Raw genomic sequence first — 15,054 nt, 5'->3', positions numbered from 1 at the left:
GTCCCGATACCAAGGTCACACCAGCAGCAACGCCGCAGTAGTCGCCGCCAGAGCGCAGAAAATCAAGGTCACGCGCCAGACCGACCACAGCATCGCCACGCCCGCCTCGATCTCCTCCGCGCCGATCGCGCGCTGCCCGGCCCCGTTGACCCAGGCCAGATCGCGCATCTGCCCGTCATAGCTGCGCGGCCCCGCCAACGCGACGCCCAGCGCGCGCGACATCGCCGCCTCGGGCCAGCCGGCATTGGGCGACCGGTGGCGGCGCGCATCGGCGACGATGCCGCGCCAGTCGCCGGCGACGCCGCCCAGCAGCGCGATGATCGCCCCCGTCAGCCGCGCGGGCAGCAGGTTCAGCAGATCGTCCATCCGGGCCGAGGCCCAGCCAAACTGCTCGTAGCGCGCGTTGCGATAGCCGATCATGCTGTCGGCGGTGTTTACCACCTTGTAGACCAGCAGGCCCGGCAGACCACCGACCAGAAACCAGAAGGCCGGCGCGATCACCCCGTCCGACAGGTTCTCGGCCGCGCTCTCCAGCGCGGCGCGGGCCACCTCGGATTCGCCTATCGCGGCGGTATCGCGGCTGACGATCCGCGCCACCGCCCGCCGCCCCTCACCCACCGACAGGCGAAGACCATCCGCCACGGCAGCGACATGCTCGGCCAGCGACCGCTGCGCCAGCAGGATCGCGGCGACCACCACCTCCGCCACCGGTCCCAGCCGCGACAGCGCCCCGCCCACCGCCAGCGCGCCCAGCACCAGCAGCACCAGCGCAAGGACTCCCCGCAGCCGCCGCGCGCCGCCCCGGTTCAGCTGCCGGTCCAGCCAGCCCACCGCGCGCCCCATCAGAACCGCCGGATGCGGCAGCCGCGACCACAGCCAGCGCGGCTCGCCCAACACCGCGTCCAGCAACAGCGCCAGAGTCAGCGTCGCGGCCGTGGTCACAATGCCTGTTCCAGCTGCGCCCAGCCCTCGCCATCGGGCAGGCCAAGGCGGATATGGGTCGCCGACCAGGGAAAGATGCGCGTCCACACCTGATGGCGGGCCAGCCGGTCCTGCCAGTCCTGCGCGCTGCCGACCCGGTAGAGGCGAAACAGATCCGTGCCCCCAACCACCTCGGCACCCTGCCTTTGCATCAGCCCGTCCAGCCGCTCCGCGTCGGCCGCCAGCCGCGCCCGCGTGTCCTCGGCCCAGGCCGGATTGGTCAGCGCCGCCGCCCCCAGCCGCAGCGCCGGACCCGACACCGGCCAGGGCCCCAGCATCTCGGCCAGCTGTGCCACCGTCTCGGGCCTTGCAATGGCAAAGCCCAGGCGCAGCCCGGCCAGACCCCAGAACTTGCCGAAACTCTTCAGCACGACGATGCCGGGACGTTCGGCAAGATGAACCAGCGACCGCGCAGGCATCACGTCGCAAAAGCTCTCGTCGATCACGGTCAGCGCGGCATCCGCGTCCGCCTCACTCCACAGCCGCCCGTCCGGGTTGTTCGGATGCACCAGAACCCGCGCCTCGGCGGCCCCTTCGGTGACAACGGTCCAGCCCTGCCCGGCAAAGGCCGCCGCGTGTTCGTTGTAGGTCGGCCCTTCGATCCGCACACGCCCCGCGGTGGCCAGCAGCGGCATCCGCGCGATCAGCGCCGAGGCGCCGGGTGCGGACAGCACACTCGCCCCCGCCGGCACCCGCCAGAACCCGCGCGCCGCCGCCTCCAACCGCGCCTGCGCCCGCGCATCGGGCAGCGCGGTCCAGTCGGATGGGGCAAAGCCGGTCACAGGATAGGGCCGCGGATTGATCCCGGTCGACAGATCCAGCCAGTCGCCGCGCGCTCCGCCAAAGCGCGCCACGGCGGCATCCAGCCCGCCGCCATGGTCGCGGGCCGGCATGGGAGATGGCGTGCGGTCTGCGGGCATGATCGCAACCTCCTCAAAGTGCATGATCTGCCCGGTTCAAGCGGAAACGCGCCTGAATCGCAAGCAACCTCTCCGGAGAGGCTTCCCGCTCGACGATATTAACGGTTTGTTAACGACTTCGACGGATCAAGGATAAGCGCCCACCGTTAAGGGATGGTTCACTTCCTCAGCGGGTGCCGGATTAGAAACATGCATATCCTCATCGTCGAAAGCAGGCGCGAACTCGGACTGGTATGGAAGCGCCACCTCCAGCGCCAGGGCGCCATAGTCACTCTGGCCCACGGTCAGGAAGAAGCTATCGCCGCCCTGCGCAGCGACAACTTCCAGATCATGGTGCTCGACCTTGTGCTGGAAGAGGGCAGCGCGCTGGCGGTCTCCGACTTTGCAAATTACCGCCGCCCCGAAATGCGGGTGATCTTCGTCACCAACACCACCTTCTTCTCGGACGGCTCGATCTTCGCCCATTCGTCGAACGCCTGCGCCTATGTCCAGAGCGCGACGCCGCCCGAAGATCTGGCGGCAATGGTCGAGCATTACGCCCTGCCCCACTAACCCCGCCCGTGCGGGGCGTCGTAGTCCAGCACCGGATTGATCGGAATGATCCGGTTCGGGTTAATGTTGTCGTGGCTGTAATGATAATGCCGCACGATATGATCCAGGTGGACCGTCTCGGAGACTCCCGGCCACTGATACAGCTCGCGTGTATACCCCCACAGGTTCGGATAATCGACAATCCGCCGCCGGTTGCATTTGAAATGCGTGTGATACACCGGATCGAAGCGGATCAGCGTGGTGAACAACCGCCAATCCGCCTCTGTCAGCGCATCGCCCATCAAATAGCGGTTCTCGGCGAGATGCTCTTCCAGCCAATCCAGCGTCTCGAACAGCGGAACGACCGCCTTGTCGTAGGCGTCCTGCGAGGTCGCGAACCCTGCCTTGTAGACCCCGTTATTCACCGTGTCGTAGATGCGCGAATTGATCGGCTCGATCGCCGGGCGCAGCGCGACAGGCCAGAAATCCTGCGTGTCCCCGGCGATGCCGTCAAAGGCCGAGTTGAACATGCGGATGATCTCGGAGCTTTCGTTCGACACGATCTTGCCCTGTGCCTTGTCCCACAACACCGGCACGGTCACCCGGCCGGTCATGTCCGGCATGTCGCGCAGATAGACCTGATAGAGATAGTCCAGCCCGAACAGGTCGTCCCCCGTTGCGCCGTCGAAATCGGTGTCGAAGGTCCAGCCGTGTTCCAGCATCTCGGGATGCACCACACTCACCGAGATATGCGGCGCCAGCCCCTTCAGCGCGCGAAAGATCAGCGTCCGGTGCGCCCAGGGACAGGCATAGGAGACGTACAGATGATATCGCCCCGATTCGGCCTTGAAGCCGCCCTCGCCCGACGGGCCGGGGCTGCCATCGGCCGTCACCCAGTTGCGGAAATGCGCTTCGGACCGTTTGAACTCTCCGCCGGTCGATTTGGTGTCATACCATTTGTCCTGCCATTTGCCGTCGACCAGAAGTCCCATGTCATCCATTCCTCAATTCGGTTTCCCCTTACAACATAGGGCAATTCGCGCCCCGACCCACCGGCAGGGGCGCGCATCGACCCTGCTCAGACGCACAATCGCCACGCCAAATTCGTCAGCCGTCATGTTTCCGAAACAATATGTCGCTAACTGAAAGCTTGATTTTGACCTCGCCTGGTTCATCCTTCTGAATCGGGGCTTGGGGGAGTGCTGTGCGATGACCACGTTTTTGTCCAAGGAAGTACGCGAAGGCATGGAAGCGGCCCGCATCGCGGCCCTGCGCAAGGCCAGCCGCCTGCGGGTGCATGTGGGCGACGACATCTATCCCGTGCTCGCGCTCTGGAAGAACGGCTTTTCCGTTGCCACCGCCGACGCCCCGCATCTGCGCGGCCTGGTCGATCTCTACGACGGGGCGAACCACCTGTCGCAATGCCTGATCGTCGCCTCCGAGGCCGAGGGCGAAGAAATGCGGTTCGAGTTCAAGCGCCTCACCCACGCGCATGACGCCGCGCCGCTCGACTTCTACCGCGACCCCGGCGCGCCCGTGGCCTACCTGCCCCGCTAAGGCCAGAACCGACCGACCGGATTGCGTCCGCTGCGCAATCGTCTAGCTTCCGGGCAAAGCCGCCTTGAAGGAGTCGCCCGTGTCGTTCCCCCATCCCCTGCGCCTTGGCGTGAACATCGACCACGTCGCCACCGTGCGCAACGCCCGCGGCGGCGCCTATCCCGACCCGCTGCGCGCAGCCAAACTGGCGCAGGAGGCCGGCGCCGACGGCATCACCGCCCACCTGCGCGAAGACCGCCGCCACATCTCCGACGCCGATATCGACGGGCTGATGGAGGTGCTGACCATCCCGCTCAACTTCGAGATGGCGGCCACTTCCGAAATGCAGGCCATCGCCCTGCGCCACAAGCCGCACGCCGTCTGCATCGTCCCCGAAAAACGCGAGGAACGCACCACCGAGGGCGGCCTCGAAGTCGCGCGCGAGGAAAACAAACTCGCCCATTTCATCGCCCCCCTGCGCGAGGCCGGCTGCCGTGTATCGATCTTCATCGCCGCTGACCAGCGCCAGATCGAGGCCGCGCACCGCATCGGGGCCGAGGTCATCGAACTGCACACCGGCGCCTATTGCGACGCCCACGCCGAGGGCCATTTCGCCGAACGGGACGCCGAACTCGCCCGCCTGCGCGACATGTCCACCTTTGCCCATTCCCTCGGGCTCGAGGTCCACGCCGGCCACGGCCTGACCTATGACACGGTCCAGCCGGTCGCCGCCTTCCCCGAGGTGCGCGAGCTGAACATCGGGCACTTCCTGATCGGCGAGGCAATCTTCCGCGGCCTGACCCCGGCCATCGCCGAAATGCGCCGCCTGATGGACGAGGCGCGGGCCTGAAGCCGGCGTGAAAGGGATTGGTGGCCGCGCGCCGCGCGCCTATACCATCCACAGGACACTCGGAGCGACGGACATGATTGGCGGAACCGGACTTGATCTCACCAACCTCGGCGCAATCGCCGCGGCCTTCGTCGTGGTCGCCTCCTCGCCGGGGCCGGCGAACCTCGCCACCGCCAGCGTCGCCCTGACCCGCGGCCTGCCGACAGCCCTGACCTTCGCCGCCGGGCTGTCGCTCGGCCTCGCCTTCTGGGGGGTGCTGGCCGCCTTCGGGCTGGGCGCGGTCCTGCAAGGCTCGCTGATGGCGCTGATGGTGCTGAAACTCGCAGGTGGCGCCTACCTGCTCTGGCTCGCCTGGCAGACCGGCCGCGCCGCGCTGCGGCCCGGCCCGATGCAGACGCCCGACATTCCGCCCGGCCGCTGGTTCCTGCGCGGCATCCTGCTCAACCTTTCCAACCCCAAGGCAGTCTTCGCTTGGATGGCCGCCCTCTCGGTCGGCATGGGCGCCGAGCAGGGCATCGGCGCGGTTGCGGTCGCCACGGTGATGTGCGCCATGATCGGCACCCTGAACGCCATGACCTGGGCCGTGCTCTTCTCGCGCCCCCGCATGATGGCCGGCTACCGCCGCGTGCGCCGCTGGGTCGACGGCGTCGTCGCCGGTCTCTTCGCCGCCGCAGGCTTCGGGCTGATCCGCTCGGCCCTGGCCCGCTGAGGACTGCACTCGTGATTCTGGGCATCGGCACCGATCTGGCCAATATCGACCGCATTCAGGGCGTCCTCGACCGCTTCGGCGACCGCTTCCGCAACCGCGTGTTCACCGACATCGAACAGCGCAAGGCCGAACGCCGCCGCGACACCGCCGGCACCTACGCCAAGCGCTGGGCCGCGAAAGAGGCCTGCTCCAAGGCGCTCGGCACCGGCCTGCGCATGGGCATCGCCTGGAAGGACATGGCCGTGACCAACCTGCGCACCGGCCAGCCCGTCATGCACCTGACGGGCTGGGCGCGCGAACGGCTCGACGCCATGACCCCCCCGGGACACGAGGCCATCGTGCATGTCACCCTCACCGACGATCACCCCTGGGCCCAGGCGATGGTGGTGATCGAGGCGCGCCCGCTGCCCGACCGGTAAGGGCAACCGGCGCAACTTGACTTCACGCGCCCCCGGTCGCATGAAGCGCGCAGGCAGGATACCTAAGAAAAGGGCAGGTCATGGGCGAAGTGCGCAACGGTGTTGTCGAAACGATCAAGACCATCGTCTATGCCCTTTTGATCGCCGGTCTGTTCCGCACGATCTTCTTCCAGCCCTTCTGGATCCCCTCCGGCTCGATGAAGGAAACGCTGCTGATCGGCGATTTCGTCTTCGTCAACAAGATGAGCTACGGCTACTCCTACGCCTCCTGCCCCAGCATTCCCTTCGTCGGCATCGACGCCGCCGATCTCTGCGGCTGGATGCGCTCGGATAATTCCCGCATTCTGGGCAGCGAGCCCAAGCGCGGCGATGTCGTCGTGTTCCGCCACCCGGTCACCGGCGACGACTTCATCAAGCGGCTGATCGGCCTGCCCGGCGACCGCATCCAGGTCACCGACGGGCGGCTGATCATCAATGACGTCCCGGTTGAGATAAAAGCGGACGGCACCTTCGACGAGGTGATGGAACGCCAGGGCCCGCAGGGCTCCACGCCGATCTGCGCCAATGGCGCGGTCGGGCTGGGTGCGATCTGCGAGAAAGAGCGCTTCATCGAAACGCTGCCGGGCGGCGTGACCCATGAGATCCTGAACGTCGGCACCCAGTCGCTGGACAACACGGGTGTCTTCGTGGTGCCGGACAAGCATTACTTCTTCATGGGCGACAACCGCGACAATTCGACCGACAGCCGCGTGGCGCAGACCGCGGGCGGCGTCGGCTTCGTGCCCTACGAAAACCTGATCGGCCGCGCCGACCGCATCATGTTCTCCTCCGCCGGTCGCTCGATGCTGTATTTCTGGACATGGCGCAGCGACAGGTTCTTCAAAGCGATCCGATGACCGCAAGGCGCCGGCGTCCGGCCGCAGGCCCGCTGACGGCACTGCGCCGCGCCCTGCGTCTGGCCTTCGACTTCCACGGCCGGGCCACCCGGCCCGAGCTGAACTGGTTCCTGCTCGCCGCCCTCCTGGCGACAGGCGCGCTGGTCTTGCTCGACACTCACCTCTCCGCGCGCGGCGTGACCTATCCCTATGCCCGCGTCCTCCTGGTGCTGGTCTGGGTGCCCTGGCCCGCGCTGATGGTGCGGCGCCTGCACGATCTGGGCCACTCCGGCTGGGTCGTGCTGATCTCGCTGATCCCCGGCTTGGGCGCCATCATGACGCTCTGGCTGATGTTCGCCCGCAGCCGGGACAAGGCCGCGCGGGACACCGCGAACCCGCGCTCCAGCCGCGCCGCATTCGTGCTGACACTTCTGCTCCTCGCCGTCGTCGCCCGCTACGAACCCTTCACCATCCCCTCCAACAGCATGGAACCCGGCCTGCTCCCGGGTGACTACATGCTGGCCGACACGCTCGCCTACGGCTGGCCCTGCTTCGGCCTCTGCGGTCCCGGCGACCGGTTCGGCACGCAGCTCCCGGACCGTGGCGACGTTCTGGTCTTCCGCCACCCGGTGACCGGCGCCGCCTATGTCAAACGGCTGATCGGCCTGCCCGGAGAAGACCTGCAACTGACCGGCGGCGTGGTGAATATCGACGGCGCCGCCCTTCCGGCCGAACCGCTTGGAACCTTCTCCGAACCGATGCAACGCCGCTGGGGCTCCATGCCGCTCTGCGCCAATGCACCCGTCGCCGCCGGCCAGCCCTGCGACAAGATGCTGCTGGCCGAACGCCTGCCCGAAGGCCGCCTGATCCACGTACTCGACACCGGCACCCAGCTGTTCGACGACACCGCCCCCTATGACGTACCCGCCGGCCACCTGTTCCTGCTGGGAGACAACCGCGACAATTCCAGCGACAGCCGGATCCCCCAGTCGGGCGGCGGGCTCGGCTTCGTGCCCGCCGAGGCCCTGATCGGCCGCGCCGCGCTGGTCGCCTGGTCCGTCTCGGACGGCCCGTGGTTCAACCTGACCGCCCTGCGCGGCGACCGCTTCTTCCGGAGGGTGCAATGAAACTATCCGCCGACATGCGCGCATTCGAACAGCGACTGGGCTATCAGTTCCAGCGGCCCGAGCTTCTGGTCCGCGCGCTGACCCACGGCTCGGTCTCCTCCGCTACCCGCACCGACAACCAGCGCCTCGAATTCCTTGGCGACCGGGTGCTGGGGCTGGTGATGGCCGACGCCCTGCTCGACCACGACAAGTCCGCCACCGAAGGCCAGCTCGCCCCGCGCTTCAACGCGCTGGTGCGCAAGGAAACCTGCGCCGAAGTCGCGCGCGAGGTCGATGTCGGTGCCGTGCTGAAACTCGGCCGGTCCGAAATGATGTCGGGCGGCCGGCGCAAGATCGCCCTGCTGGGAGACGCAATGGAGGCGGTGATCGCCGCCGTCTACCGCGACGGCGGAATGGAACCCGCCCGCAGGATGATCCTGCGACTCTGGGGCGCCCGCATCGCCAGCGTCGAGGCCGACGCCCGCGATTCCAAGACCGTCCTGCAGGAATGGCTTCAGGCCCGCGGCCAGACCCCGCCGACCTACGAGGCCGTCTCGCGCACCGGCCCCGATCACGCGCCGGTCTTCGTCATCGCCGCCCGCCTCGCCGATGGCACCGAGGCGCGCGCCTCGGCGACCTCCAAACGCCAGGCCGAACAGGCTGCGGCCGCCGCGCTGCTGAACCTCCTGGGCGCGTAAATACCGCTCAGTCCGCCTTGCGGGTCAGATCGGCCTTGGCCGCCTTCTCCCGGATCGCCGCGAACTTCTTCTTGATCGCCCCCTTGCGCCGGTTCTTGTAGGCGCGGATCAGCGGCAGGCTGAAGTAATAGCAGACCGCCCCGGCGATGAGGCCGGGGATCAGCCCGCCGATCATGTAGGGAAAGAACACCTCGTGATAGAAGATGTTCAGCCCGGTCCAATCCGCCGTCCGCTCGGTGAACAGCGCGAAGAAGTTGCTCTTCAGATCCGCGCCCGCATCCACGAACTTGCCCAGGAACGACCGGTGCTTGACCTCGTCGAACCGCGTCCCCAGCAGCCAGTAGCCGGTCTTGAGCGAGATGACACCAATCGGCACATAGGTCAGCGGATTGCCGAAGAACGTCGCCATCAGCGCGGCAAAGATATTGCCCCGCACGCATCTCGCGATGATCGCGGCGACGATGAAATGCAGCCCGTAAAACGGCGTGAAGGTGGTGAAGACCCCGGCGAAGATGCCGCGCGCGATACGCTCGGGCGTATCCGGCAGCCGGCGAACGCGATGCTTCACATAATGGAAGGCACGCAGCCAGCCCCCGCGGGGATACAGAAAATCCGCGATCGTGCGCAGGAAAGAGCGTCGGTCACGGCGTCTGAAAACCAAGAGCGGGTCCTTCGTGGTCGCGGGTTACTCTTTAACTGACGCGCGGGCGCGCCTGCGATTTTTCTCGAAAGCGTTCAACTGCGGCAACATCGCTATCGGCTTCCAGTGTCAGCAATAAGGAGTGAAGTTGTTCCACATCCCGCATTTCGACGTCGATCATGAGGCGATAGAAATCCGGCTTGCGGTCCACGAACTCCAGATTGGAGATATTGGCCTTCTTCTCTCCGATCAATGTGCAAATTCGTCCCAGTACCCCCGCATCGTTGCCGATCGTGATGTCAATGCGCACCTCATAGGCGGCCGGGTGCGTGCCCGAGTGCCAGTGCAGGTCGATCCAGCGCTCGGGCTGTTCCTCGTATTCCGACAGCCGCTCGCAGTCGATGGCATGGACGACGACGCCTTTGCCGCGAAAGGTGATCCCGACGATCCGCTCGCCCGGCAGCGGCCGGCAGCACGGCGCCCGCTCGAAGCTCTGACCGGGCTGCAGGCCGATCACCGCGCGGCGCAGCGGCACCTTCTCGCCCTCGTCGCGCGCCAGTTCGGGATAGACCGCCTGCACGATCTCGTGACTGGTCAGCTCCGCGCTCCCGAGCCGCGCCAGCAGCTCGTCGGCGCTCGACAGCCGCAGATGCTTTGAGGCTGTCTCCAGCACCTTGTCCGTCGCCTTGCGCCCGACATGCTCGAAGGCCGACCGTGCCAGTTCGTGGCCAAGCTTGATGAACCGCTCGCGGTCGATGACCCGCAGCGCCCGCCGGATCGCCGTGCGCGCCTTGCCCGTGGTCGCGATGTCCAGCCAGCTGACCTGCGGTGTCTGCCCCTCGGCCGTGATCACCTCGACCGACTGGCCGTTCTTGAGCCGCGTCCACAGCGGCACCCGGATCCCGTCGATCTTGGCACCCACGCAGGCCGATCCGATGCGGGTGTGGATCGCATAGGCAAAGTCGATCGGCGTCGCCCCCCGCGGCAGCTTCACCACGTCGCCCTTGGGCGTGAAGCAGAACACCTGATCGGAATACATCTCGAGCTTGACCGCCTCGAGGAAATCCTCGTGATCCTCCTCGGCGTCGAACTGCTCGGTCAGCGAGCTGATCCACTTCGCGGGATCGACCGCAAAGGGGTTCTCCGATCGCACGCCGTCGCGATAGGACCAATGCGCCGCCACCCCCGTCTCGGCCACGTCGTTCATCTGATGCGTGCGGATCTGAACCTCGACCCGCTTGCCATCCCGACCCGAGACGGTGGCGTGGATCGACCGGTATCCGTTGGTCTTGGGCTGGCTGATGTAGTCCTTGAACCGCCCCGGCACCGCGCGCCAGCGGCGGTGGATGACGCCCAGAACGCGGTAACAGTCCTCTTCCGACCCGGTTATGATGCGGAACCCGTAGATATCCGACAGCCGGGAAAAGCCCTGGTCCTTCTCCTGCATCTTGCGCCAGATCGAATAGGGCTTCTTCGCGCGGCCAAAGACCTCGGCCTCGATCCCTGCCTTCTCCAGCTCCTTGCGCATGTCGCCGGTGATGCGCGGGATCACGTCACCCGATTCCCGCTGCAACATGATGAACCGCCGGATGATCGACTGCCGCCCCTCGGGGTTCAGCACTCGGAACGACAGATCCTCCAGCTCCTCGCGCATCCATTGCATGCCCATGCGGCCCGCCAGTGGCGCGAAGATATCCATCGTCTCGCGCGCCTTCTGCACCTGCTTGTCCGGGCGCATCGACTTGATGGTTCGCATGTTGTGCAGCCGGTCGGCCAGCTTGACCAGGATCACCCGCAGGTCCTTGGACATCGCCATGAACAGCTTGCGGAAGTTCTCGGCCTGCTTGGTCTCGACGCTGGAGAGCTGCAGATTGGTCAGCTTGGTGACGCCATCCACCAGCCCCGCCACCTCGGGTCCGAACCGCTTTTCCACCTCCGAGAACGACGCCTTGGTGTCCTCGATGGTGTCGTGCAGCAGCGCCGTGATGATCGTCGCGTCGTCCAGCCGCTGTTCGGTCAGAATCGCCGCAACGGCCACCGGATGGCTGAAATAGGGCTCGCCCGAATGACGGAACTGCCCTTCATGCATCTTTGCGCCGAACGCATAGGCTTCGGCCAGACGCTGGGCGTTTGTCTTGGGATTGTAGTTGCGGACCAGCTCGATCAGGTCATCCGCAGAGATCATCCGGTCCGCACCCCATGGTACGGCGCACTCAACCCTGGCCTTGGGCCTCCATGAGCGCGCGCAGCAGTTTCTCTTCGGACATGTCGTCGTCGACCGGCTTGTCCGACTCGGCTCCCATCAGCAGGGCCATCGAATCCTCTTCGGGTTCGTCGACTTCGATCTGGCTCTGGTTGCTTTCGATCAGACGCTCGCGCAGGTCGTCGGCCCGCTGGGTCTCGTCGGCAATCTCGCGCAGGGCGACGACCGGATTCTTGTCGTTGTCGCGGTCAATGGTAAGTCCGGCACCGGCGGCGATCTCGCGCGCACGGTGTGCGGCCAGCATCACCAGCTCGAACCGGTTCGGTACCTTGTCCACGCAGTCTTCCACGGTCACGCGGGCCATCGCATCGCTCCTGAAACAGTTGTCGGTCCTGACGGAAGCCCGCTACCTAACCGCGAAACGCAAGGATGACAAGGCTTGTGCGCGATCACAATGGCCGGATCGCCGCGATTTCTTGCTCCGGCAGCGCCGCGCAAAGGGCGGTGACACTTTGACCCAGCAGCGGATGCACCCAGTCCGGCGCCACGTCGCGCATCGGGATCAGGGCAAAACCCCGGTCCTGCAGGCGCGGATGCGGCAGGATCAGCCGCTCCGGTGCGCGCCGCGCCTGTTCCTCTGGCGGCAGGTCGCGCCAGGCGGTCTGCGTGGCCGCGTCGGGCACCACCAGAGCCCCCGCCGCGAACAGGTCCAGATCCAGGGTCCGCCCGGCCCATCGGGCCTTGCGAACACGGCCAAATTCGGCCTCGACCCCATGCAGCGCGGCCAGCGTCTCCTCCGGCCCGCCGGGGGCCCGCACACGCACCGCGGCGTTGACGTAATCCGGCCCGGCTCCGGCCGGAAAACAGGGGGTCGCATAGAACCGGCTGACCGCCCGAATCACCATGCCTACAGCGCTCAGTTCCCGCAGCGCCGCACCCAGCGTTGCCGCTGGGGAACCCGCCTCGGAAGGCAGGTTCCCGCCCATTCCGACGACATATTCTGTCCCAAATCCGATCAATTTTGACGCCATGTCGTGAAGTCTTTACACTTGCAGCGGAACCCAGTTCACTTATTTTATCCGAAACGCCCCGCCGAAATTTTATTTCACTCACGGAACCTCGGCGAAGCGGCAAACCGGAAGGACAATTTGATGTTTTACAAGGACGAACGGCTCGCGCTGTTCATCGATGGATCGAACCTGTATGCCGCCGCCAAGGCGCTGGGGTTCGACATTGATTACAAGCTCCTTCGACAGGAATTCATGAGACGTGGCAAGCTTTTGCGTGCATTCTACTACACGGCCCTCCTGGAGAACGACGAATACTCGCCGATTCGCCCCCTCGTCGACTGGCTGCACTACAACGGCTTCACGATGGTGACGAAACCGGCCAAGGAATACACCGACAGCATGGGCCGCCGTAAGGTCAAGGGCAACATGGACATCGAACTCGCGGTGGATGCGATGGAACTCGCGCCGCGCGTCGATCACATTGTGTTGTTCTCGGGCGATGGCGACTTCCGCCCGCTGGTCGAAAGCCTGCAGCGCCAGGGCGTGCGCGTCTCGGTCGTCTCGACCATCCGCAGCCAGCCGCCGATGATCTCGGACGAGCTGCGCCGCCAGGCCGACAACTTCATCGAACTGGAAGAGCTGAAAGAGGTGATCGGCCGCCCGCCGCGCGACGTCTCCTCTTCCGACGATACCCGGGTCGCCGCCGCCAAGTAGGCTGTGCCGCGATGTACGATCCGATGCCGTCCGAACCGCCGTTCGGACGGCATTTTTCTGCCCGCTGGGCATTCGCACTGGACGTCGCCCGCCCATATGCCTAGCTCTGGCCCGCGAGGTACCCCGATGACGAAACCGCCCCTGACCCTCTATCTCGCCGCCCCGCGCGGCTTCTGCGCCGGCGTCGACCGCGCCATCAAGATTGTCGAGATGGCGCTCGAGAAATGGGGCGCGCCCGTCTATGTGCGACACGAGATCGTCCACAACCGCTTCGTCGTCGACGGCCTGCGCGCCAAGGGCGCCGTCTTCGTGGAGGAACTCGACGACTGCCCCCCCGACCGCCCGGTGATCTTCTCCGCCCACGGCGTGCCGAAATCGGTCCCGGCCGAGGCGCAGCGCCGCAACATGGTCTTTGTCGATGCCACCTGTCCGCTGGTCAGCAAGGTGCATATCGAGGCCCAGCGTCACGCCGAGAACGGTCTCCAGATGATCATGATCGGCCACAAGGGCCACCCCGAAACCATCGGCACCATGGGCCAGCTTCCCGAAGGTGACGTGCTGCTGGTCGAAACCGTCGATGACGTGGCCGCCGTGGACGTGCGCGATCCCACCCGCATCGCCTATGTCACCCAGACCACCCTCAGCATCGACGACACGGCCGAGATCGTGAAGGCCCTGCAGGCGCGCTTTCCAGCCATCGTCGGCCCGCACAAGGAAGACATCTGCTACGCCACCACCAACCGGCAGGAAGCGGTCAAGTCCATCGCGCCCCGCGCCGACGCCATGCTCGTGGTGGGCGCACCGAATTCCTCCAACTCCCGCCGCCTGGTCGAGGTCGCGGCGCGTGCCGGCTGCGGCTATTCCCAGCTGGTGCAGCGGGCCGGTGACATCGACTGGCGCGCGCTCGACGGTGCCCGCGCCATCGGACTGACCGCCGGCGCCTCGGCCCCCGAGACGCTGGTCAACGAGGTCATCGACGCGCTGAAGGACCGCTTCGACGTGACGATGGACTACATCGAGACGGCCGTCGAAAACGTCGAGTTCAAGGTGCCACGGATCCTCCGCCAGACAGCGTGACCCGGCTGCAACCCTGCGCCGCCTCCGGAAAGGCTTTTCCTCAGGAAAAGCGGCAGCGCCACACCCGCGCCCGGAAATCGCGCAAGGAAAACCTCCCCGCCCGCCCCTTGAGCTTGATCGGCCCCTTGCGTCGTGGCAACTAGCCCCGACCAGCCGCCGGAGCGTTCATGTCTGCCGAATTTCTGCTCACCGCCCTGATCGTCTGTCTCGCGCCCGGTATTGGCGTGATCTACACGCTGTCGACCGCGCTGGGCGGCGGCGCCCGGCGCGGACTGCTCGCCGCGCTGGGCTGCACGCTGGTCACTGGCCTGCACCTTCTGGCCGCCCTCGCCGGGCTGGCGGCCCTGCTGCACACCTCCGCCCTCGCCTTCCAGGCGGTCAAGTTCGCCGGCGTCGCCTATCTGCTCTGGATGGCCTGGACCACCCTGCGCGGCAAGGGCAGCCTCGACGTTCGCGCCGACGGCAGCGCAGTCCGCACCAGCGCCCTGACCATCGTCTGGCGCGGCGTGCTGCTGAACCTGCTGAACCCCAAGCTACCGATCTTCTTCGTCGCCTTCCTGCCCCAGTTCATTCCCGCCGGCGCCGAAAACACCACCGCACTGATGGTGGAACTCGGCCTCGGCTTTGTCGCCACGACCGGCGCCGTGATGACGGGATACGCCCTCGCCGCCGGCGCGGTGCGCGTCTGGATCACCGGCAACGCCACCGCGATGACCTGGCTGCGCCGCGCCTTCGCCGCCTCTTTCGCCGCGCTGGCCGTCCGCCTCGCCACCGAGCGGGCCTGA

The 15,054-nt window shown here is 66.4% G+C and carries 18 protein-coding genes; 11 read left to right on the top strand and 7 right to left on the bottom strand.

The annotated features are described in order from the left end of the window. Window positions 1-15: 15 nt before the first annotated feature. The gene (cbiB, locus tag ACFO5X_RS21935; RefSeq protein ID WP_380721465.1) at window positions 16-942 is read right to left on the bottom strand and encodes an adenosylcobinamide-phosphate synthase CbiB; all 927 of its coding nucleotides are present in this window, start codon (window positions 940-942) and stop codon (window positions 16-18) included. Then, window positions 939-1,901 (bottom strand): threonine-phosphate decarboxylase, encoded by a 963-nt coding sequence (locus tag ACFO5X_RS21930; protein WP_380721462.1) that lies wholly within the window; start codon window positions 1,899-1,901, stop codon window positions 939-941. The genes cbiB and ACFO5X_RS21930 overlap by 4 nt, the downstream gene beginning before the upstream one ends. Window positions 1,902-2,090: 189 nt before the next feature. Between ACFO5X_RS21930 and ACFO5X_RS21925 the strand changes: the two genes are divergently transcribed. Then, window positions 2,091-2,453 (top strand): response regulator transcription factor, encoded by a 363-nt coding sequence (locus ACFO5X_RS21925; RefSeq protein ID WP_380721458.1) that lies wholly within the window; start codon window positions 2,091-2,093, stop codon window positions 2,451-2,453. Here ACFO5X_RS21925 and ACFO5X_RS21920 read toward each other — a convergent pair. Beyond that, window positions 2,450-3,424 carry a glutathione S-transferase family protein gene (locus ACFO5X_RS21920; RefSeq protein ID WP_380721453.1) on the bottom strand — a complete coding sequence of 325 codons (975 nt, stop codon included), beginning with the start codon at window positions 3,422-3,424 and terminating at the stop codon, window positions 2,450-2,452. The genes ACFO5X_RS21925 and ACFO5X_RS21920 overlap by 4 nt on opposite strands. A gap of 217 nt (window positions 3,425-3,641) precedes the next feature. Between ACFO5X_RS21920 and ACFO5X_RS21915 the strand changes: the two genes are divergently transcribed. From ACFO5X_RS21915 to rnc, 7 genes are all read left to right on the top strand, one after another. Beyond that, window positions 3,642-3,989 (top strand): hypothetical protein, encoded by a 348-nt coding sequence (locus ACFO5X_RS21915; protein WP_380721450.1) that lies wholly within the window; start codon window positions 3,642-3,644, stop codon window positions 3,987-3,989. A gap of 79 nt (window positions 3,990-4,068) precedes the next feature. Continuing rightward, the gene (locus ACFO5X_RS21910) at window positions 4,069-4,818 is read left to right on the top strand and encodes a pyridoxine 5'-phosphate synthase (RefSeq protein WP_380721448.1); all 750 of its coding nucleotides are present in this window, start codon (window positions 4,069-4,071) and stop codon (window positions 4,816-4,818) included. A gap of 73 nt (window positions 4,819-4,891) precedes the next feature. After that, a complete protein-coding gene (locus ACFO5X_RS21905; protein WP_380721445.1) occupies window positions 4,892-5,527 on the top strand; it encodes a LysE family translocator in 636 nt (211 codons plus the stop codon). Window positions 5,528-5,538: 11 nt separating this feature from the next. Next, window positions 5,539-5,946 (top strand): holo-ACP synthase, encoded by a 408-nt coding sequence (acpS, locus tag ACFO5X_RS21900; RefSeq protein ID WP_380721442.1) that lies wholly within the window; start codon window positions 5,539-5,541, stop codon window positions 5,944-5,946. Between the two features lie 80 nt (window positions 5,947-6,026). Continuing rightward, window positions 6,027-6,842 (top strand): signal peptidase I, encoded by an 816-nt coding sequence (lepB, locus tag ACFO5X_RS21895; protein WP_380721439.1) that lies wholly within the window; start codon window positions 6,027-6,029, stop codon window positions 6,840-6,842. Continuing rightward, a complete protein-coding gene (lepB, locus tag ACFO5X_RS21890) occupies window positions 6,839-7,948 on the top strand; it encodes a signal peptidase I (RefSeq protein WP_380721437.1) in 1,110 nt (369 codons plus the stop codon). The genes lepB (ACFO5X_RS21895) and lepB (ACFO5X_RS21890) overlap by 4 nt, the downstream gene beginning before the upstream one ends. Continuing rightward, the gene (rnc, locus tag ACFO5X_RS21885; RefSeq protein WP_380721434.1) at window positions 7,945-8,625 is read left to right on the top strand and encodes a ribonuclease III; all 681 of its coding nucleotides are present in this window, start codon (window positions 7,945-7,947) and stop codon (window positions 8,623-8,625) included. The genes lepB (ACFO5X_RS21890) and rnc overlap by 4 nt, the downstream gene beginning before the upstream one ends. 7 nt (window positions 8,626-8,632) lie before the next feature. Here the strand turns inward: rnc and ACFO5X_RS21880 are convergent, their stop codons facing one another. The 4 genes from ACFO5X_RS21880 to folK all read right to left on the bottom strand — a co-directional run bounded on the left by ACFO5X_RS21880 (window position 8,633) and on the right by folK (window position 12,499). Continuing rightward, entirely contained in the window at window positions 8,633-9,286 is a 654-nt protein-coding gene (locus ACFO5X_RS21880) for a DUF2062 domain-containing protein (RefSeq protein WP_380721431.1), read from the bottom strand. 31 nt (window positions 9,287-9,317) lie between these two features. Continuing rightward, on the bottom strand, window positions 9,318-11,450 hold the full coding sequence (locus ACFO5X_RS21875; protein WP_380721428.1) for a RelA/SpoT family protein: 2,133 nt from the start codon (window positions 11,448-11,450) through the stop codon (window positions 9,318-9,320). Between the two features lie 28 nt (window positions 11,451-11,478). After that, window positions 11,479-11,832: a DNA-directed RNA polymerase subunit omega gene (rpoZ, locus tag ACFO5X_RS21870; RefSeq protein WP_380721425.1), complete on the bottom strand. Its 354-nt coding sequence runs from the start codon at window positions 11,830-11,832 to the stop codon at window positions 11,479-11,481. A gap of 85 nt (window positions 11,833-11,917) precedes the next feature. Beyond that, window positions 11,918-12,499 carry a 2-amino-4-hydroxy-6-hydroxymethyldihydropteridine diphosphokinase gene (gene folK / locus ACFO5X_RS21865; protein WP_380721422.1) on the bottom strand — a complete coding sequence of 194 codons (582 nt, stop codon included), beginning with the start codon at window positions 12,497-12,499 and terminating at the stop codon, window positions 11,918-11,920. Between the two features lie 120 nt (window positions 12,500-12,619). On the opposite strand from folK, the gene ACFO5X_RS21860 reads away from it, so the two are divergent. From ACFO5X_RS21860 to ACFO5X_RS21850, 3 genes are all read left to right on the top strand, one after another. Then, window positions 12,620-13,192 carry a LabA-like NYN domain-containing protein gene (locus ACFO5X_RS21860; protein WP_189681034.1) on the top strand — a complete coding sequence of 191 codons (573 nt, stop codon included), beginning with the start codon at window positions 12,620-12,622 and terminating at the stop codon, window positions 13,190-13,192. Window positions 13,193-13,318: 126 nt separating this feature from the next. After that, window positions 13,319-14,269, top strand: coding sequence for a 4-hydroxy-3-methylbut-2-enyl diphosphate reductase (gene ispH, locus ACFO5X_RS21855; RefSeq protein WP_380721419.1), 951 nt, complete (start codon window positions 13,319-13,321; stop codon window positions 14,267-14,269). A gap of 167 nt (window positions 14,270-14,436) precedes the next feature. Further along, window positions 14,437-15,054: a LysE family translocator gene (locus ACFO5X_RS21850; RefSeq protein ID WP_380721416.1), complete on the top strand. Its 618-nt coding sequence runs from the start codon at window positions 14,437-14,439 to the stop codon at window positions 15,052-15,054.

The sequence above is a fragment of the Seohaeicola nanhaiensis genome (assembly GCF_042654245.1).
Lineage (GTDB): Bacteria > Pseudomonadota > Alphaproteobacteria > Rhodobacterales > Rhodobacteraceae > Seohaeicola_A > Seohaeicola_A nanhaiensis.
Note: the sequence above shows the minus strand (reverse complement) of the source record. Positions and strands in the feature narration are given on the sequence as shown.

What these genes read in the sequence shown, in the direction of transcription:
- ACFO5X_RS21930 (WP_380721462.1), bottom strand. Translation starts at nt 1,901, where the DNA reads ATGCCCGCAGACCGCACGCCATCTCCCATGCCGGCCCGCGACCATGGC.
- ACFO5X_RS21925 (WP_380721458.1), top strand. Translation starts at nt 2,091, where the DNA reads ATGCATATCCTCATCGTCGAAAGCAGGCGCGAACTCGGACTGGTATGG.
- ACFO5X_RS21920 (WP_380721453.1), bottom strand. Translation starts at nt 3,424, where the DNA reads ATGGGACTTCTGGTCGACGGCAAATGGCAGGACAAATGGTATGACACC.
- ACFO5X_RS21915 (WP_380721450.1), top strand. Translation starts at nt 3,642, where the DNA reads ATGACCACGTTTTTGTCCAAGGAAGTACGCGAAGGCATGGAAGCGGCC.
- ACFO5X_RS21905 (WP_380721445.1), top strand. Translation starts at nt 4,892, where the DNA reads ATGATTGGCGGAACCGGACTTGATCTCACCAACCTCGGCGCAATCGCC.
- lepB (WP_380721439.1), top strand. Translation starts at nt 6,027, where the DNA reads ATGGGCGAAGTGCGCAACGGTGTTGTCGAAACGATCAAGACCATCGTC.
- lepB (WP_380721437.1), top strand. Translation starts at nt 6,839, where the DNA reads ATGACCGCAAGGCGCCGGCGTCCGGCCGCAGGCCCGCTGACGGCACTG.
- rnc (WP_380721434.1), top strand. Translation starts at nt 7,945, where the DNA reads ATGAAACTATCCGCCGACATGCGCGCATTCGAACAGCGACTGGGCTAT.
- ACFO5X_RS21875 (WP_380721428.1), bottom strand. Translation starts at nt 11,450, where the DNA reads ATGATCTCTGCGGATGACCTGATCGAGCTGGTCCGCAACTACAATCCC.
- rpoZ (WP_380721425.1), bottom strand. Translation starts at nt 11,832, where the DNA reads ATGGCCCGCGTGACCGTGGAAGACTGCGTGGACAAGGTACCGAACCGG.
- folK (WP_380721422.1), bottom strand. Translation starts at nt 12,499, where the DNA reads ATGGCGTCAAAATTGATCGGATTTGGGACAGAATATGTCGTCGGAATG.
- ACFO5X_RS21860 (WP_189681034.1), top strand. Translation starts at nt 12,620, where the DNA reads ATGTTTTACAAGGACGAACGGCTCGCGCTGTTCATCGATGGATCGAAC.
- ispH (WP_380721419.1), top strand. Translation starts at nt 13,319, where the DNA reads ATGACGAAACCGCCCCTGACCCTCTATCTCGCCGCCCCGCGCGGCTTC.
- ACFO5X_RS21850 (WP_380721416.1), top strand. Translation starts at nt 14,437, where the DNA reads ATGTCTGCCGAATTTCTGCTCACCGCCCTGATCGTCTGTCTCGCGCCC.